Raw genomic sequence first — 15,610 nt, forward strand, 5'->3', positions numbered from 1 at the left:
GTGGAGCTGACGAATACTAATCGGTCGAGGGCTTATCCTAAACACGTTTACTGTGACCCATACATCCGGTAGACAGCAGCGACAAGGCTTCAGCAAGCCTAATCTTTCGTATCCAGTTTTCAGGGCGCAATTTGCTTTGAAATGATTTTATTCCCTGATAGCTCAGTTGGTAGAGCACTCGACTGTTAATCGAGTTGTCACAGGTTCGAGTCCTGTTCGGGGAGCCATTGTAGAGAGGTGTCCGAGTGGTCGAAGGAGCACGATTGGAAATCGTGTAGGCTCTAACCGGGTCTCGAGGGTTCGAATCCCTTCCTCTCTGCCAGCAAGGCCCGTTGGTCAAGTGGTTAAGACACCTCCCTTTCACGGAGGTAACAGGGGTTCGAGTCCCCTACGGGTCACCAACAACTTTTTTAAAAAAATATTGACAAAAAAGAATGACCTATGATAAGATATAAAGGTCGCTCAACATGGAGGATTAGCTCAGCTGGGAGAGCATCTGCCTTACAAGCAGAGGGTCGGCGGTTCGATCCCGTCATCCTCCACCATTTATAATTAGTTAACGACGCGGGGTGGAGCAGCCCGGTAGCTCGTCGGGCTCATAACCCGAAGGCCGCAGGTTCAAATCCTGCCCCCGCAACCAAAAATCTTTACCTATCGGAACTTTCCGAGATATGATGTGGAGCTGTGGTGTAGTGGCCCAACATGCCTGCCTGTCACGCAGGAGACCGCGGGTTCGAATCCCGTCAGCTCCGCCATTTAAACAACATCAGGCTCGGTAGCTCAGTCGGTAGAGCAGAGGACTGAAAATCCTCGTGTCGGCGGTTCGATTCCGTCCCGAGCCACCATTAAGTTGTACATGCAGTGAAAAGGTTTGTATGCCGTTGTAGCTCAACTGGTAGAGCAACTGACTTGTAATCAGTAGGTTGGGGGTTCAAGTCCTCTCGACGGCACCATATGGAGGATTAGTGAAGTGGCTAAACACGGCAGACTGTAAATCTGCTCTCTCTGAGTTCGGTGGTTCGAATCCATCATCCTCCACCAGTTTTAGGGGCATAGTTTAAAGGTAGAACAAAGGTCTCCAAAACCTTTGGTGTGGGTTCAATTCCTGCTGCCCCTGCCAATTAAATAATTGAACGTGGCGGTCGTGGCGAAGTGGTTAACGCATCGGTTTGTGGATCCGACACTCGGGGGTTCAATTCCCCTCGATCGCCCCATTTTAATTCAAGTATGTAATATCGCATTTTGTTGGGGATTAGCCAAGCGGTAAGGCAACGGACTTTGACTCCGTCATTCTCAGGTTCGATCCCTGAATCCCCAGCCATTTATATGCGGAAGTGGCTCAGCGGTAGAGCATCGCCTTGCCAAGGCGAGGGTCGCGGGTTCGATTCCCGTCTTCCGCTCCATTAATTTGGCGCCATAGCCAAGTGGTAAGGCAGAGCTCTGCAAAAGCTCTACCCCCAGTTCGAGTCTGGGTGGCGCCTCCACATTTTTTTTAGAAAAACATATGTGCCCTTAGCTCAGCTGGATAGAGCGTTTGACTACGAATCAAAAGGCCAGGAGTTCGAATCTCTTAGGGCACGCCATAATTTTACTGAATGCCGATGTGGCGGAATGGCAGACGCGCGCGACTCAAAATCGTGAGGGAAACCGTGGAGGTTCGAGTCCTCTCATCGGCACCAACTTTTTCTACATAAGCTCTTAAGATCATTATGATCTTAAGAGCTTTTTTTGTGTTTTCTTTTAAAATAGCCTTTTAAATTATTCTAAAACCACCCTTTACAATCACAACTATCTAGTGTACTATTTAACTAACACACAAGGACACTGGAGGTTAAGTTCATGAATTCATCGATTGAGAAAAAGGAAATGCTTCCTGTACTTTCTTTAAAAAACGTAACCAAACGAATTGGCAGCAAGGCTATTGTAGACCGTATGTCGTTTGATATTCGGAAAGGCGAGATTGTCGGACTGCTTGGACCAAACGGAGCAGGTAAGACAACTACCATTCGAATGATTGTAGGGCTTATCCAAATGTCAGAGGGGGATGTGGTTGTGCAAGGCCACAGCATCCGAAATGATTTTACGAATGCCATTCGCCATATTGGTGCTATTATTGAAAACCCGGAGTTTTATCCGTACATGACCGGTCGAGATAATTTGAAGCAATATCAACGAATGTCAACGGGCATAACGGATGAACGAATTAAAGAGGTTGTTGAGCTGGTGGGCCTGGAAGCTGCGATGAACAAGAAGGTGAAGGCTTACTCGCTTGGGATGAGGCAGCGCCTTGGGATAGCGCAAGCGCTGCTTGATCGTCCATCCCTACTCATATTAGATGAGCCAACAAATGGTTTAGATCCAGCAGGGATCAGGGAGATGAGGCAGTATTTGCAACAGATTGCAAGTCAAGAGGGAATTTCCATTCTTGTATCAAGCCATTTGTTATCCGAGATGGAACTGATGTGCAGCAGGGTAGTTGTCATTCAGGAAGGGAAATTTGTTACGGAGCGTAATTTGAGCGAAAATATCGAGCAATCTCAATCAATAAATGTTGCGTTCCGTGTGGATGATGTCGAGCGAGCAGCCTTGATAGCTGGCAAAATAGAAGAAGTGAAAGTCGTCCAGCTTATTGCGGAGAGGAACGAGCTCATCTTAGCTCTTCAAAATGAATTGATTCCTGATGTAATCACCCGATTAGGGAACGATCAAGTCAACGTTTATCGTATTACTGAAACGAAGCTTACGCTGGAAGATGAGTTCTTGAAATGGACAGGAGGTAGTCGCATTGCTTAACTTTGGAGGATTAGTATTAAACGAATGGCTGAAGATGTCGAAGAAACGCAGCTTTTTTATCTCGTATGCAGTTATGCTGTTTACAATCGTAGGCTTTACTTATCTCATATGGAAACTTTCAGGGGTTCAATCGTCAGATGTAGGGACTGAAACGTCGACTGTGCTTGATTTTATTGCAATGGTCATGTCAGTCAGTGCCGTGGGGAAGGTAATCACCATCATATCCATTATTTTCACAGCAGGCATTGTCGCCAAAGAGCATCAGCTTGGTACGGTTAAGTTTTTGCTCATCAGAGCACATGGAAGAAGCAAGATTTTGGCTTCCAAATATATTGCTGCTTTGTTATTTGTATGTTCTATCATTATTTTCTCGTTAGTCACAGGTTTTATAGCAAGCGGTATTGCATTCGGGTTTGATACAAGTGCCGGCCAAGAAACGTGGGGGAGTGTGGCGGAAGCCGTATTGTATCAAGTGGTTTACACATTCATCTATGTTACGTTAACCTTTATGTTCGGCATCTTGACGCGATCGTCGGGAGCAACCATCGGGATCGGAATGACAGCTGTTCTCATGGAGGGATTGTTACAAATGCTGCTTTCGAGCTATGACTTCTCCAAATATCTACTGTTTATGAATACCGACTTATCCCTATACGCTGGTGACGGTCCCAATGGTGGTACAGCCTTCCCGAGTATGGTTTGTGCAGCTTATGCAGTACTGTTTCTGGTCATCAGCTTTGTTACTTTCAAAAAAAGGGATATAGCCTAACTAACGTTTGATCAATCAAGGCACAGAAGGGAGAATTCCAATTGTGAGCATTGAATTCGATAATAATCTACCGATTTATTTGCAAATCATGAACTATATCAAAAAAGAAATTATTATCGGGAACCTTAAGGCCGGCGATAAAATACCTGCGGTACGCGAGCTGGCTTTAGAGCTGCAAATCAACCCCAATACGATTCAGCGTACTTTTCAGGAGCTCGAACGTGAACAAATCGTCGAAACTAGGCGAGGGCTTGGCCGATATGTAACTAGTGAGGAGTCGAAGATCATGGATATCAAAAAAGAGATGGCTGGCGAATTGCTTGGCCGCTTTATCCAAGGCATGCAGGAGCTCGGTTATAAAAATCAGGATATTATCACCATCGTCAGTCATGCCGTACAAGAGAAAGATAAAGATAAAGAATAGGAGTGAAGTAATCGTGGAAAGCGTATTGCAGCTTGCGGATGTATCAAAGTCTTATTCAGGCAAATTAGCATTGAAGCATGTATCGCTTACCCTTAAGCCAGGCAAAATTATCGGACTGCTAGGAAGCAATGGGAGCGGCAAAAGCACGCTTATGAAAATTGCAGCTGGACTTATTCATCCGGCTAGCGGTACGGTGAAGGTGGGCGGTGTGCCGGTTGGAAGTGAAACCAGGGCTGTAACCTCATTTATGCCTGATCAGCCTCTATCCGAACCGTGGATGAGAGTCGAGGATGCGATTGATTTTTATAGGGATTTCTATGCGAATTTTGATAGCGCCAAAGCGGATGAAATGCTTGCTTTCATGAAACTGGGCAAAAAGGATCGGGTAAGTTCGTTATCCAAGGGGATGAGCGAGCGCCTGCAGCTAACCCTAACCTTATCGCGGAATGCTAAGCTGTATTTGCTTGACGAGCCTATCGGCGGGGTAGATCCCGTTGCCCGAGCTAAAATATTGGATGCTATCGTTAACTATTACAGTGAAGAGAGCAGCTTAATGGTATCGACTCATCTTGTAAGGGATATCGAGCGGATTTTTGATGAGGTTGTATTCCTGAAAGAAGGAGAAATCGTTCTTCATGACGAGGTAGAAAACATCCGCCTTGCACATGGGAAAAGCGTGGATGAAATGTTCAAGGAGGTGTTTGGAGAATGATCAAGCTGCTCAAATATGATTGGAAACGGAGCAATGACGGCATTCTCAGTACGCTTGCCATCTTGATTATTTTGGAAGCCGCGCTGAGCATAACCGGTTTCATTAGAGATTGGGAGGATGCGATTGTCCTTTCGTTTAGTATATTCGGATATGTGTTGGCGCTTATCCTGTTGTTCATTCATTGCTGCAGGACATATGACGGCAATATTAAGTCATTCAGCAGAAGGCTGATTCCCTTGCATCCCATTCATGGTATCGGAGCCATCATTATTTTAAGCTGGATCATACTGCTCTTAGTGACCATCATAGCTCTTATTCATATTACTGTTTATTTGAATTTCTCTGATGCAAGTTGGAGTGAATGGCATAAAATCGTTCAGTTCAAACATGGTGGATTGTTCGGAATGGCTGTTGCCGGCTTATGGGCCTATACTTCAATTATGATTGCCATATTAGCATCCATTACGGTGGCACGTAGCTTCCGGATGAAGCGCTCAGCTTGGATCGGCATTGTTTTTTTCTTCGCTGTCCAAAGCCTATTTGCTTGGTTTAATTCTCTCTTATTTGATTCTAACCAATCCCCATTAGGCATTATTTCAATGGACACTTCGTCAGTCGAACCCGGAGCGGTAAGCTTTGCTTCATCGCTGAACACGGATTATCTATTCGGCCCGTTCCTGCTGGAAGTGGCGCTTAACGCTGGATTTTTGTTGCTAACGATTTATTTGTTAAACAAAAAAGTCGAGGTTTAGTGTTAGCGAATAGAAAATAGGAGCATTGAAGTTTCCAGAACTGGAGACTCCAATGCTCCTATTGCTTTTAAGGCAATAACAAACCTTGCAGCTTAAGGATTACCGTCAATGCTTCTGCACGGGTAGTATGGCCAAGTGGCGCAAAGGTCTGATTGCCTCGTCCATTCAATAGTGCTTTCTCGGAAGAAAGGGCTACGGCCGTTTTGGCCCATTGTGGAATTTGGCTCTCATCCCTGTAGTCGGGTGTCAGGTTGAGCGTTAAATCAAAGGCAGCTGCTCGCGCAATCATGACTGACATCTCGGCACGGTTAATGAGCAGTTTGGAGCGGAAAGTATGATCGTCATAACCCGTAATAATGCCAGTAGCAGCTGCTTCGGCGATGTAAGGCTTCGCCCACACCGGTATTTGATCGAGATCTGTAAAGTTTAAGGCAACCTCGCCTTCGGAAGGCAGAGGCAAAGGAATGGCCCGTGACAGCATCGCAGTAAACTCTGCTCTCGTTACGGACTGATTCGGACGGAATGTTCCATCCGCATAGCCATTAACGAAACCAAGCACAATAGCGCGCTTTATATCTGCTTCAGACCAGTGGCCAGCGATATCCGAAAAAGATAGGTTTGGATGGCTTAACGAAACATTTAGTTTAGCTTGGAGGTTCGGCGTTAGCGTGACGGCTTCTACTTTGCTGTCAACAAGCTTGACTCGTGTGAGCTTCACAATAGCCGGACCAGCTGCAATAGCCTCAAAGGAGAGAGTAGCGATCGAGGCAGCACCATTTTCGCCAGCTGATTTTCCAAGCTTGGTATGCGCGAAGGTAATGAATCCGTTTTTATCTGAAGCTGGCACGGTCAGGCCGGTCCAATGAGCCGAGGCGCTCTTAAAGCGCAAGCGGGTAGTATCGTACTGAACTTGCAGCTCATACCCATACAAATCGGTTAATTGTTTCCCATTTATGGTGATGCGGACATCCTGATTAAGGCTTGGCAATGCATTTGTTAGGGCCAGGGAAAAGGATGGAGCATTAGCTCCGAGGGCAGTTGCGGGCAATGTGGTTAGCACAAGGACTATCGCCAATATGATCAAAGCTAACTTGCGGTTCATAAGCCTCCGACCATCCTTTCTTGAAAATGAGCGGGAAGAGGACGGTATCCCGCCTTCTCCCACGCTCTTGATTTTGGTGCGTATTATGGACGATGGCTTACCAATTCAGAATAAGTTTGGCAAGCGTGACGAGATCTTGAATATCAATGATGTTATCTTTATTGAGGTCAAACGCTTTGACCGAATGCCAGTCTGGATCGGCGGAAGTTTTGCCATAAGCTTTGACCATCATCGCAAGATCGCCGACGCTTGTTACATTATCGTTGTTGTAGTCGCCTTCTACGGCTTGATTAGCTAGCGATAGGAATTTTTGCAGCGCAGCATTAAGATCCAGAGCTGCTTTTTCAATTTGGGCTTGTGTAGACGATGAGTCATTTGCCGCTGTCTTGGCAAGAGTGATTTGTGCTTGGAGCGCAGCTTTCGAGCCGACCGGATATTGACCAATGCGGTTTCCTTCGACAGCCTCGTCATGCTTATGCTGTGCATCAGAGATGAGCGCAATCAAGGCCGCTTTGTCCACGCCAATTTCGATGCTGTGCGAATGGCCAACTAGTTCGGATTCCGTACCATCGCTGCCTGCGATAATTAACTTGGAGATGCTGACATTGGCAATACCAGCGGGAGCTGCCGTTTTAACTTTAAAGCTCAGCTTGAAGAGATCTCCATCTACATGCAGCGATTGGTCGCCAAGATGTACGGCCAGAATACGAACTTGTCCCGGTGTGTCGACACTCGTCTCTACGATCGTTATTTTGTTCGTATCGATTGCTTCAGAAGCTCCTGCAAGCTCTAAACGATTGGAATCATAGTTGATCGTAATGTCTTGAGCTACGATTTCTTTCTGTACCTTGTTCAATCCGTAAGTTAGAGCAAAGCTTTTGCCTACTTCACTAGCATCTGGACCAGATAGGATGCCGCCGCTTCCAGCTTCTTCACCTGTACGAGGTGTCCAGAAGCTTGGGATTGGAACATTTGCAAAGTTCGTATCGGATGCAAAATAGAAGCTAGGGTAGGCAGGTTGGTTATAGGTGGTGTTCTGCCAAGCGATTCCTGTCCGATATTGCGCGTCGTGCATCAACGTGTAAAGCTTGCGGGTTGTTACCTCCGTGCTTAAGAAGATACGGATCGCCGAGCTGTCCGCTGTGCGCACGAGCAGCTCTTCCCGCCAATCTCCAAAAATATCGGCAACGAGAGACGGATTCCCTTTGGTGCTATTATTCGTTCTTGTATCGGTTGCGGTCAACAGGCGCCCGCGCTTCCAATCATCAATCGTTGGTGTGCTGTTGCCAGAACCGTTCACGATTTGAGTCGTCATATTAGCCGCCCATTTAATATTCATGTTAGTGCCGGGAGCGGTGGTGTTAATCCGTGTACCAGAAGCGGTCCAAAGGCCAACTGCCCAGGTTTCGAGTCCGCGATGATCGGGATCGACATCCCCCACCATTCCGCGTCCGGTATCCTTGCCTGTATACCCTCCATAGATAACCTCTCCGGTTTTTGCATCACGAAGCGCATAGCCGTAAGGAGCATAAGTTGCGCCTTCATGAACCATAAAGATTTCAAGCCCCGGCCGGTCGGGGTCAATGTCAGCTACGTGAAGCGCATCGCCGTGACCAAGTCCCGCGATCACCCCTGGATTCGCGCTTTCAGGCGGCATCACAGCCGAAGAGCTGTAGAGCAACGTACCATCATGATCAATTGTTGATGAGCCATAGATAATTTCCTGTTTGCCGTCTCCGTCGACATCGGCGGTGCTAAGCGAATGAGCGCCCTGCGTGTTCAGAGATCCAAGCAACGGATCTGTACCAAACCTCCCGTGCGGGCCATCGTTAAATGGATTGCTCATTGGAGCGTAGCCGCTGTCGACAAACCAATGCTCCTTAAGGTGACTGCCATCCCATGCATAGGAGACTAAAGTCGTTCTCGTATAATATCCGCGTGCGAACACAGCGTAAGGCTTGGCTCCGTCAAGATAAGCGACGCCAGCAAGGAAGCGGTCAACTCGGTTGCCAGGCTCAATCCGGCCCATGGCATAGTCGCCCCACAGAAGACCGTCATCCTGACGGCCCGGCTTGTAATGAATGGTCTCAAGCTCCGTTCCTGTCTCGCCTTCAAATACCGTTAAATACTCGGGTCCTTTCAAAATAAATCCTTCAAATTCGCGCAGCTTGTTATTGGCGCTTCTGCTCGGCGCATACACATCCATAAAATAATCTGTTAAGGCTTCAGCATCTACGCGAGAGAGTGGATAGCTGTATTGTTTGGCAATGCCGAAGCTTTCTTCCAGCGTAGAAGGCCAGTTGCCGCTGACAACCTCTTCATGCGTATGCCAACCCATAAACATGTCTACGACATGGTTGTAATAATCAGTGCGGCTGACCCGGTAATCATCCGAATTGGCATAACCAGCAGCCATATCCTCTTGAGGCATCGTAATATATTTTTCTGATGTTATCGCGCCCTGTGCATCATATTTTAAAATCTTGGTGCCGGGAGCCGTTTTGAACATCATTTCAGATTTTCCGTCACCATCAAAGTCATAGACCATAAACTCGGTATAATGGGCACCTGCCCGAATATTGACCCCCAGATCAATGCGGTACAGGAGCGTTCCGTCCAATCGGTAGGCATCGATGTATACTTTGCCGGTGTAGCCCTTCTGAGAGACATCCTTCGAATTGGAAGGATCCCATTTGACAAAATATTCGTACTGGCCGTCACCATCGACATCGCCAACGCTCATATCGGTGGCTGCATACGTATAAGCCTCGCCGACAGGAGTAACGCCATCAGCCGGTTTGCGCAGAGGTAAGTTGTAGTAAGCGTTGCTCCACGGTGTAATAGCTGCACTCTGATCGACCTCTTTGCCATTAACGACTGCAGCTACGTAGTACTTGGAAGCTACCGTACCGGAAGCATCCGCATAGTTTGTGCTGTCATCAACGGAGGCGATTTTTTGCCCATCACGGTAAACATTGAAATTAGTGCCAGTCATGCCAGTAGCTGAATAGCCAGTGACTTCATTGCCGAGCAATCTCCAGCTCAAAAAGACGCCTTGCGAGGTAGCAGCTGCAACGAGACCCCTGTCCAAATACTCCAGCTGCAAACCAGAACCTTTACTGACCGTTCCGTTGCTTAGCCCGTCGGAAGCAGAGGCTTGGACCATTGTGCCGAAAAGCAAAGCAAATCCCGTCGTCATTGCGACGGCCTTTCTTGTAACCTTGGCGGTTTTCCAACCCATTAACCGTTCACCATCCTTTTCATATTTACCCACACCTTTGATTGCGCTTACAAAAGTAGAGCTCACATTCACCTCTCAATGTTAGGCGCAGGACGCGCCGCTTATCGTTTTCATTTACAGTATAGAAGCTAGCCTAAAGAGATGACATTCAAAAAACAGTAATAATGCACCAAAAAACAGAGGGAATGATACAAAATGTATCTAATCATGCCGCTGCTATTTTAGATTAAATGATGTTAAGAAAACGCTTTAAATGGTAGTATTAGAGAGAAACGGTCAAATGCTAGGGGGAAGACGCAGCGTGAGGTTTGGCAAATCGATTAGATCTCGTCTTATTATTGGGTTTATGGCGGTCATGCTGCCGGTAGTCATTTATATGCTGATAAATAACAGTTACTCGCGCGATATTGTTCGGGAGAAAGTGTCCGAGACGTACCGGAACACGCTTGATATTTATGTGGGCCAAACGGATCACAACCTATCGCAGATTAATGACTATCTTTATAAAATGTCAGTGCTGGATTCGGACGTGGGATTGCTGATGTCCTTTCCGATGGACAGCGACGGGTATACCTTAACCAAAATCAGAATCGATTCGAAGCTGAACCGTGATGTTGGCGTCTATAATCTGATTGATGCGGTGTTCTTGTATCATAAAAACGATATTATTTTTGGAACCGACAGTGTATATAATGATACGAAAAAAATCATCAAGACTCATATGGACAGCATGACCACGGAGGAGAATCTCCTGTTGAATAACCAGCATACTTGGGAGGTTCGAGGAGACGAGCGAATGCCGGGCAAATATTTTCTTATTAATTTCATTAAGGTGTCGGATGGTTTATTCGTCGGCGCCATGATTAAGGTGCAGGATATAAACAAGATGCTGTCGATCCAGTGGAGCGATGGGGATATCGGCCATAATGGCATTTATTTGCTCAATGAAGATCGGCTTGTTCAGTCCTTAACAGAAAACTCCGCGCCGATAGAGCTTAGCTACCGCTTATCGAATAAACCTTATGAATCGTTAACCGACCATAAGACGGGCGAATCCTATCTGGTGATGAACAGAATAAGCTCTATGGTCAATATCGCTTATCGCGTCGTCATTCCGGAGGAAACGCTGCTGCGCAACCTATTATTTTTTAGAAACGCTACGCTGTTCGCACCGATCGGATTTTTGGCGATTCTGCTTCTTTATTTGTTTTTTATGCGAAATATGCTGTTTAAGCCGCTGCATGAGCTCATACTCGGAATGAAGAAAATTTCTCTTGGCATGCTGGATGTCAGGCTGAAAAAAAACAAAACGCTTGAATTTGAGTTTCTGGGCAATACGTTCAACATTATGGCCGAGCAAATCAAAACGTTAAAAATTGATGTCTATGAAGAACAGCTTCGCGTGAAGCAGGGGGAATTGAAGCAGCTTCAAGCACAGATCAACCCACATTTTTATATGAACAGCTTAAACATCATTTATAATTTAGCTGCACTTGGGGATACGGAATCAGTTAAAAAGATGTCATTACATCTAGCCGATTATTTCCGCTTCATTATGAAGGCCAATCGGGATACGATTACGCTCAAAGAAGAGATGCAGCATATTGAAAATTACATGACGATTCAAAAAATCCGGTTTCCCGACAAGCTGCTGTGCACGTTCGAAGGCTTGGAGACGGTGCTTGATTACCCCATTGCGGCACTAACCGTTCAGCCCTTTGTGGAAAACTCGATTATTCACGGCTTCAAAAATAGGCGTCAGCTATTTCAAATTAAAATAACGGCGGATACAGCAGGTGAGGATGGATTTGTGCTTACGATCAGTGATAATGGCGTAGGCTTTAGCTCTGAAGTGCTGCATAAGCTGCAGCATAAGGAGCCTCTGCAGGAAGGTGAATCGAGCAGCTTAGGCATTATGAACGTTATTCATAGGCTGCAGTTGCTATATGGCGAGCGGACCTCGATTACATTCCATAATCAATTAGAGGGCAGCGGGGCTGTCGTAGTTATCGTATTTCCAAAGCTAATGGAGGGCGTGAAAGCTGTTGTATAATTTATTGGTTGTCGATGATGAAGAAATTGCCATTCGCGGCATTGTAGAAGGAATTGACTGGTCCACGCTTCCGTTTGCTAACATTTATACCGCCATTGATGCGGAAGAGGCGCAGGCGCTGCTGATGGAGCATCAGATTCACGTTATGCTCTCGGATATCGATATGCCCAATCAAAGCGGGATTGAGCTGTTAGAGTGGGCGAATGAGCATTCTCCCCACAGTGTAACGATATTCCTCACCGGCCATGCCGACTTTAAATATGCCCAGCAAGCGGTACAGCTCGATTGCTTCGACTATTTACTCAAGCCGATTGACCATCAGGCACTGAAGGCTTGTGTGAGTGAAGCGCTGGACAAGGTGCGGGAAACGGAGCAGCTGGCGAAAATCCGTGGGACGTACAACTTATTCTATGAACAGTGGAGCAAGCAGCGGCCGATTCTGATTGAGCGCTTCTGGCAGGACGTGATCCACTACCGGATTTCGGCGGCGCAGCAGCAGCTTGATTCCGAGATGCAAAATTATGGGCTGCCGCTGCAAGCGGAGAGCCAGCTGCGCGTCGTCCTAATCAGCATCGAGCAGTGGCGCGAGGAATGGTCTGCCCGCGATGAGGAGATCATGACTTACGGCATAAAAAACGCAGCGGAGGAGCTTGTCCTTCAGAGCGCGCCGGGCCATATCGTACAGGATGGGAACGGCATTATGTATGCCTTATTTTACGGGACGGAAGAGGAACTTCCGCTTAGCGTGATAGCCGAGCGCTGCAACATCTTTATACACCAGTGCAAAAGCATGCTGCACTGCCATCTCTCGTGCTATATAGGAGAAGGCACTGCGGTTATGCAGCTGCGGACTGCCGTTCAGGCGCTGCTCTCGCTGGAGCGCAGCAACGTAAGTGAGACCTGTACGGTTATATTGGAGAGGAACCATTTGCCGAATCAAGGCATGGGGACTCTTCCGCAAGCATCCTTCTCTGACTGGTCTTTGCTGCTTGAATCCGGAAAGCAGACCGAATTGTCGCTCCGGATCGATGAATGCTTCGACCAGATGCAGGAGAGCAAGGTGGATTATACGTTTATGGCCTCGTTTTATTACGGGTTTATGAACATGCTCTTCCAATGGCTTAATAAGAAATCGGTTCAGATGACCGATGTGTTTATGAATAGGGAGTGGGAGGTTGGCGAGAATGTCCTCAAATCATTGCCGAGAATGAGGGCGTTAACTCAGCAGCTAAGCCAGCAAGTTACGGAATACGGGGCGCAAAACGGGAAGGATGTGTCCCAAGTAGTGGAGAAGGTGCAGCGGTACATGGAAGAGCATCTGGGAGAGGAGTTCAGCCGCGAGCAAGCTGCGGAAGCCGTTTATTTAAACCCAGCGTATCTATCCCGCTTGTTCCGAAGGGAAACGGGTTATTCTTTAACGGATTATTTGGTCAGGCTGCGGATTACGAAAGCGCGGACTGAGCTCGAGAAGACGAATAACCGCGTGAGTGACATTGCCGTCAATGTAGGTTATGCAAACTTTTCGCATTTCTCCAAGCTGTTTAAACGAACAACCGGCTTGACGCCGCAGGAATATCGCAAAAAATATCAGGATGTGTAAACGTGAAGTCACAGGACCGTTAATACGGTCACGGCGCCGACAGCTGTCGGCGTCTTTTTTTTATACAATAAATACAAGAAGCAAAACAAATGGGAACAAGAAAGAGGAGGGGGAAAGCGATGGCGAAACAAGCGCCAGAAGCGGCAGCAGCCGCTTATATTCCAAGAAGCTCTGTGAAAAAAATGTCTCACCTTCGTATTTTCCGAAAGTATTGGATGTTCTACGTGATGATGCTGCCGGCGATCGTGCTGCTGGTATTGAACAATTACATTCCGATGTTTGGAATTATTATTGCTTTCAAAAATATCAACTATGCAGACGGCATCTTAGGCAGTCCATGGAGCGGGCTCCGCAATTTTGAATATTTGTTCAAAACCTCGGATGCATGGATTATTACGCGAAACACACTGTTGTACAATTCAGGGTTTATCGTGCTCAATCTCGTGTTTCCGATCGCATTTGCCATCATGCTGAACGAAATCAGAAGCCGGTTCCTTGCAAAGCTGCATCAAACGATCATGTTTCTACCCTATTTCTTGTCTATGGTCGTCATCAGTTATCTCGTGTTTGGTTTTATGAGCGATGAGCATGGTTACTTGAACAGCTCGCTGCTCCCTTCGCTGGGGCTAGAGAAGGTTCAATGGTATTTTACCCAGGAGGTATGGCCTTATATTCTGCCTATCGTGAATACCTGGAAGAGCATGGGGTACTTTACGGTCATTTATATGGCGGCCATCATCGGCATAGATGACGAGTATTACGAGGCAGCCACTATTGACGGAGCGAGCAAGTGGAAACAGATGACTAGCATCACGGTACCGCTGATTATGCCCGTAATTACGATTATGACGCTGCTGCAAATCGGTAAAATATTTAATGCGGATTTTGGCCTATTCTTCCAGGTGCCGAGAGAATCGGGCGTATTGTTCCCGGTAACGAATGTTATCGATACGTATGTCTACCGGACTTTCCTGACTGTTGGAGACATCGGACTATCGTCTGCCGCAGGATTGCTGCAATCTGTCGTCGGCTTTACGCTTGTGTTTCTGTCCAACTGGGTGGTGCGCCGCATCAACAAGGAGAATGCCCTATTTTAGGAGTTGCAATGTAAACCGTTATTATTTTGAAAAACTGTTGGAGGTGAACCTATGGAAGCAGCCGAGGCTACACAGTCGTCCGGGTCTAATCCTAAAAACCAATTGTCCGTTCCGGCTTCTCTAGGCATCAATGTATTTTTCATTATTTATTCTTTATTGTGCATAATTCCGCTGCTGCTGATCGTGATGGTATCGATAACGGATGAGTCGGCGGTCGTTCGCAACGGCTATCAATTTATCCCGTCAAAATTTGATTTGGGCGCTTACCAATTTCTGTTTAAAGATGCTACTCAAATTCTTCGTTCCTACAGCATTTCAATCTTTGTGACGATCGTGGGTACCGTGCTGAGTCTTGTCATCATGGCATTGTATGCTTATCCGATATCGAGAACAGATTTCCCGCATGCCAAGTTTTTTACCTTTTTCGTTTTCTTCACGATGCTGTTCTCCGGCGGCCTTGTGCCTTGGTATCTGGTCTACGCACAGACGCTGGATCTGAAGGATACGCTAATGGCACTTATTATGCCGCTGCTGGTAGCAGCCTTCTTCGTCCTCATAATCCGTACGTTCTTTCAGACGACCATTCCGGCTGCAATTCTCGAATCCGCGAAGATCGACGGGGCGGGCGAACTTACGATTTTTCTGAAAATCGTATTGCCTCTCTCGCTTCCTGTATTGGCGACGGTAGCTCTCTTCCAGACACTGACGTATTGGAACGACTGGTTTCTCAGCCTCGTGTTCATTACGAAGGATGGCAATATTACCGTTCAGTATCTGATGTATAAAACAATGCTCAACATTCAGTTTCTTGCCAACAACAGCACGGCAGCAGCAGCCATTACGGCAGCGGGCGGAACGTTCAGGTTCCCTAGCGAAACGGTTCGCATGGCGATGGTGGTTGTTGGGATTGGTCCGATTATCTTCGCTTATCCATTCTTTCAGAAGTACTTTGTCAAAGGGCTTACTGTCGGTGCCGTGAAGGGCTGATCAGACGCTCTCTGAGAATCCATTTGGCTGAAGCCGGATATTCCGGTTTAGCATATAAAACCTAATTTTTAAGGGAGGTC

11 protein-coding genes, 16 tRNA genes and 1 pseudogene are annotated in these 15,610 nt (G+C 46.9%); 25 read left to right on the forward strand and 3 right to left on the reverse strand.

What is annotated here, in order from left to right; genetic code table 11:
* The first annotated feature begins 151 nt into the window (after positions 1-151).
* From E0496_RS24535 to E0496_RS24635, 21 genes are all read left to right on the forward strand, one after another.
* Positions 152-227, forward strand: a tRNA-Asn gene (locus E0496_RS24535).
* Between the two features lie 4 nt (positions 228-231).
* A tRNA-Ser gene (locus E0496_RS24540) sits at positions 232-322 on the forward strand.
* Between the two features lie 4 nt (positions 323-326).
* Positions 327-401, forward strand: a tRNA-Glu gene (locus tag E0496_RS24545).
* Between the two features lie 68 nt (positions 402-469).
* Positions 470-545: transfer RNA gene (locus tag E0496_RS24550), tRNA-Val, on the forward strand.
* Between the two features lie 18 nt (positions 546-563).
* A tRNA-Met gene (locus E0496_RS24555) sits at positions 564-640 on the forward strand.
* Positions 641-678: 38 nt separating this feature from the next.
* Positions 679-755 (forward strand) — tRNA-Asp (locus tag E0496_RS24560).
* 14 nt (positions 756-769) lie between these two features.
* Positions 770-845, forward strand: a tRNA-Phe gene (locus E0496_RS24565).
* A 32-nt stretch (positions 846-877) separates the two neighbouring features.
* Positions 878-953 (forward strand) — tRNA-Thr (locus tag E0496_RS24570).
* A gap of 3 nt (positions 954-956) precedes the next feature.
* A tRNA-Tyr gene (locus E0496_RS24575) sits at positions 957-1,041 on the forward strand.
* A 5-nt stretch (positions 1,042-1,046) separates the two neighbouring features.
* Positions 1,047-1,120 (forward strand) — tRNA-Trp (locus tag E0496_RS24580).
* An 18-nt stretch (positions 1,121-1,138) separates the two neighbouring features.
* Positions 1,139-1,214 (forward strand) — tRNA-His (locus E0496_RS24585).
* A 32-nt stretch (positions 1,215-1,246) separates the two neighbouring features.
* A tRNA-Gln gene (locus E0496_RS24590) sits at positions 1,247-1,321 on the forward strand.
* A 7-nt stretch (positions 1,322-1,328) separates the two neighbouring features.
* Positions 1,329-1,403, forward strand: a tRNA-Gly gene (locus E0496_RS24595).
* Positions 1,404-1,410: 7 nt separating this feature from the next.
* Positions 1,411-1,484 (forward strand) — tRNA-Cys (locus E0496_RS24600).
* A gap of 22 nt (positions 1,485-1,506) precedes the next feature.
* A tRNA-Arg gene (locus tag E0496_RS24605) sits at positions 1,507-1,583 on the forward strand.
* A 14-nt stretch (positions 1,584-1,597) separates the two neighbouring features.
* A tRNA-Leu gene (locus E0496_RS24610) sits at positions 1,598-1,679 on the forward strand.
* A 160-nt stretch (positions 1,680-1,839) separates the two neighbouring features.
* On the forward strand, positions 1,840-2,793 hold the full coding sequence (locus E0496_RS24615) for an ATP-binding cassette domain-containing protein (RefSeq protein ID WP_141504411.1): 954 nt from the start codon (positions 1,840-1,842) through the stop codon (positions 2,791-2,793).
* The gene (locus E0496_RS24620; RefSeq protein WP_141504412.1) at positions 2,786-3,562 is read left to right on the forward strand and encodes an ABC transporter permease; all 777 of its coding nucleotides are present in this window, start codon (positions 2,786-2,788) and stop codon (positions 3,560-3,562) included. The genes E0496_RS24615 and E0496_RS24620 overlap by 8 nt, the downstream gene beginning before the upstream one ends.
* Before the next feature lie 43 nt (positions 3,563-3,605).
* Complete coding sequence (locus E0496_RS24625) at positions 3,606-3,986, forward strand: GntR family transcriptional regulator (protein ID WP_141504413.1); 381 nt, start codon at positions 3,606-3,608, stop codon at positions 3,984-3,986.
* 13 nt (positions 3,987-3,999) lie between these two features.
* On the forward strand, positions 4,000-4,698 hold the full coding sequence (locus E0496_RS24630) for an ABC transporter ATP-binding protein (protein ID WP_175598116.1): 699 nt from the start codon (positions 4,000-4,002) through the stop codon (positions 4,696-4,698).
* Positions 4,695-5,450 (forward strand): hypothetical protein, encoded by a 756-nt coding sequence (locus E0496_RS24635; RefSeq protein ID WP_141504414.1) that lies wholly within the window; start codon positions 4,695-4,697, stop codon positions 5,448-5,450. The genes E0496_RS24630 and E0496_RS24635 overlap by 4 nt, the downstream gene beginning before the upstream one ends.
* Positions 5,451-5,517: 67 nt before the next feature.
* Here the strand turns inward: E0496_RS24635 and E0496_RS24640 are convergent, their stop codons facing one another.
* From E0496_RS24640 to E0496_RS24645, 3 genes and pseudogenes are all read right to left on the reverse strand, one after another.
* The gene (locus tag E0496_RS24640; protein WP_141504415.1) at positions 5,518-6,552 is read right to left on the reverse strand and encodes an S-layer homology domain-containing protein; all 1,035 of its coding nucleotides are present in this window, start codon (positions 6,550-6,552) and stop codon (positions 5,518-5,520) included.
* Positions 6,553-6,649: 97 nt separating this feature from the next.
* The gene (locus E0496_RS37255) at positions 6,650-7,072 is read right to left on the reverse strand and encodes a dockerin type I domain-containing protein (RefSeq protein ID WP_421924616.1); all 423 of its coding nucleotides are present in this window, start codon (positions 7,070-7,072) and stop codon (positions 6,650-6,652) included.
* A 54-nt stretch (positions 7,073-7,126) separates the two neighbouring features.
* Positions 7,127-9,793 (reverse strand): annotated as a pseudogene (locus E0496_RS24645) (rhamnogalacturonan lyase family protein); the annotation flags it as partial.
* Positions 9,794-10,094: 301 nt separating this feature from the next.
* On the opposite strand from E0496_RS24645, the gene E0496_RS24650 reads away from it, so the two are divergent.
* The 4 genes from E0496_RS24650 (at position 10,095) to E0496_RS24665 (ending at position 15,530) form a co-directional block, all read left to right on the forward strand.
* Entirely contained in the window at positions 10,095-11,846 is a 1,752-nt protein-coding gene (locus tag E0496_RS24650) for a sensor histidine kinase (protein WP_141504417.1), read from the forward strand.
* Positions 11,839-13,446, forward strand: a complete 1,608-nt coding sequence (locus E0496_RS24655; RefSeq protein ID WP_241674972.1) for a helix-turn-helix domain-containing protein — start codon at positions 11,839-11,841, stop codon at positions 13,444-13,446. The genes E0496_RS24650 and E0496_RS24655 overlap by 8 nt, the downstream gene beginning before the upstream one ends.
* Positions 13,447-13,565: 119 nt before the next feature.
* Positions 13,566-14,543, forward strand: coding sequence for an ABC transporter permease (locus E0496_RS24660; RefSeq protein ID WP_141504419.1), 978 nt, complete (start codon positions 13,566-13,568; stop codon positions 14,541-14,543).
* 51 nt (positions 14,544-14,594) lie between these two features.
* On the forward strand, positions 14,595-15,530 hold the full coding sequence (locus E0496_RS24665) for a carbohydrate ABC transporter permease (protein WP_139996102.1): 936 nt from the start codon (positions 14,595-14,597) through the stop codon (positions 15,528-15,530).
* The last annotated feature ends 80 nt before the right edge of the window (positions 15,531-15,610 follow it).

Origin of the sequence: Paenibacillus luteus, assembly GCF_006542765.1 — a bacterium.
Classification (GTDB): Bacteria; Bacillota; Bacilli; order Paenibacillales; family Paenibacillaceae; genus Pristimantibacillus; species Pristimantibacillus luteus.

Bases quoted from the DNA above. Each gene is read 5' to 3' on its own strand.
- E0496_RS24615 (WP_141504411.1), top strand. From the start codon at position 1,840: ATGAATTCATCGATTGAGAAAAAGGAAATGCTTCCTGTACTTTCTTTA.
- E0496_RS24635 (WP_141504414.1), top strand. From the start codon at position 4,695: ATGATCAAGCTGCTCAAATATGATTGGAAACGGAGCAATGACGGCATT.
- E0496_RS24640 (WP_141504415.1), bottom strand. From the start codon at position 6,552: ATGAACCGCAAGTTAGCTTTGATCATATTGGCGATAGTCCTTGTGCTA.
- E0496_RS24660 (WP_141504419.1), top strand. From the start codon at position 13,566: ATGGCGAAACAAGCGCCAGAAGCGGCAGCAGCCGCTTATATTCCAAGA.
- E0496_RS24665 (WP_139996102.1), top strand. From the start codon at position 14,595: ATGGAAGCAGCCGAGGCTACACAGTCGTCCGGGTCTAATCCTAAAAAC.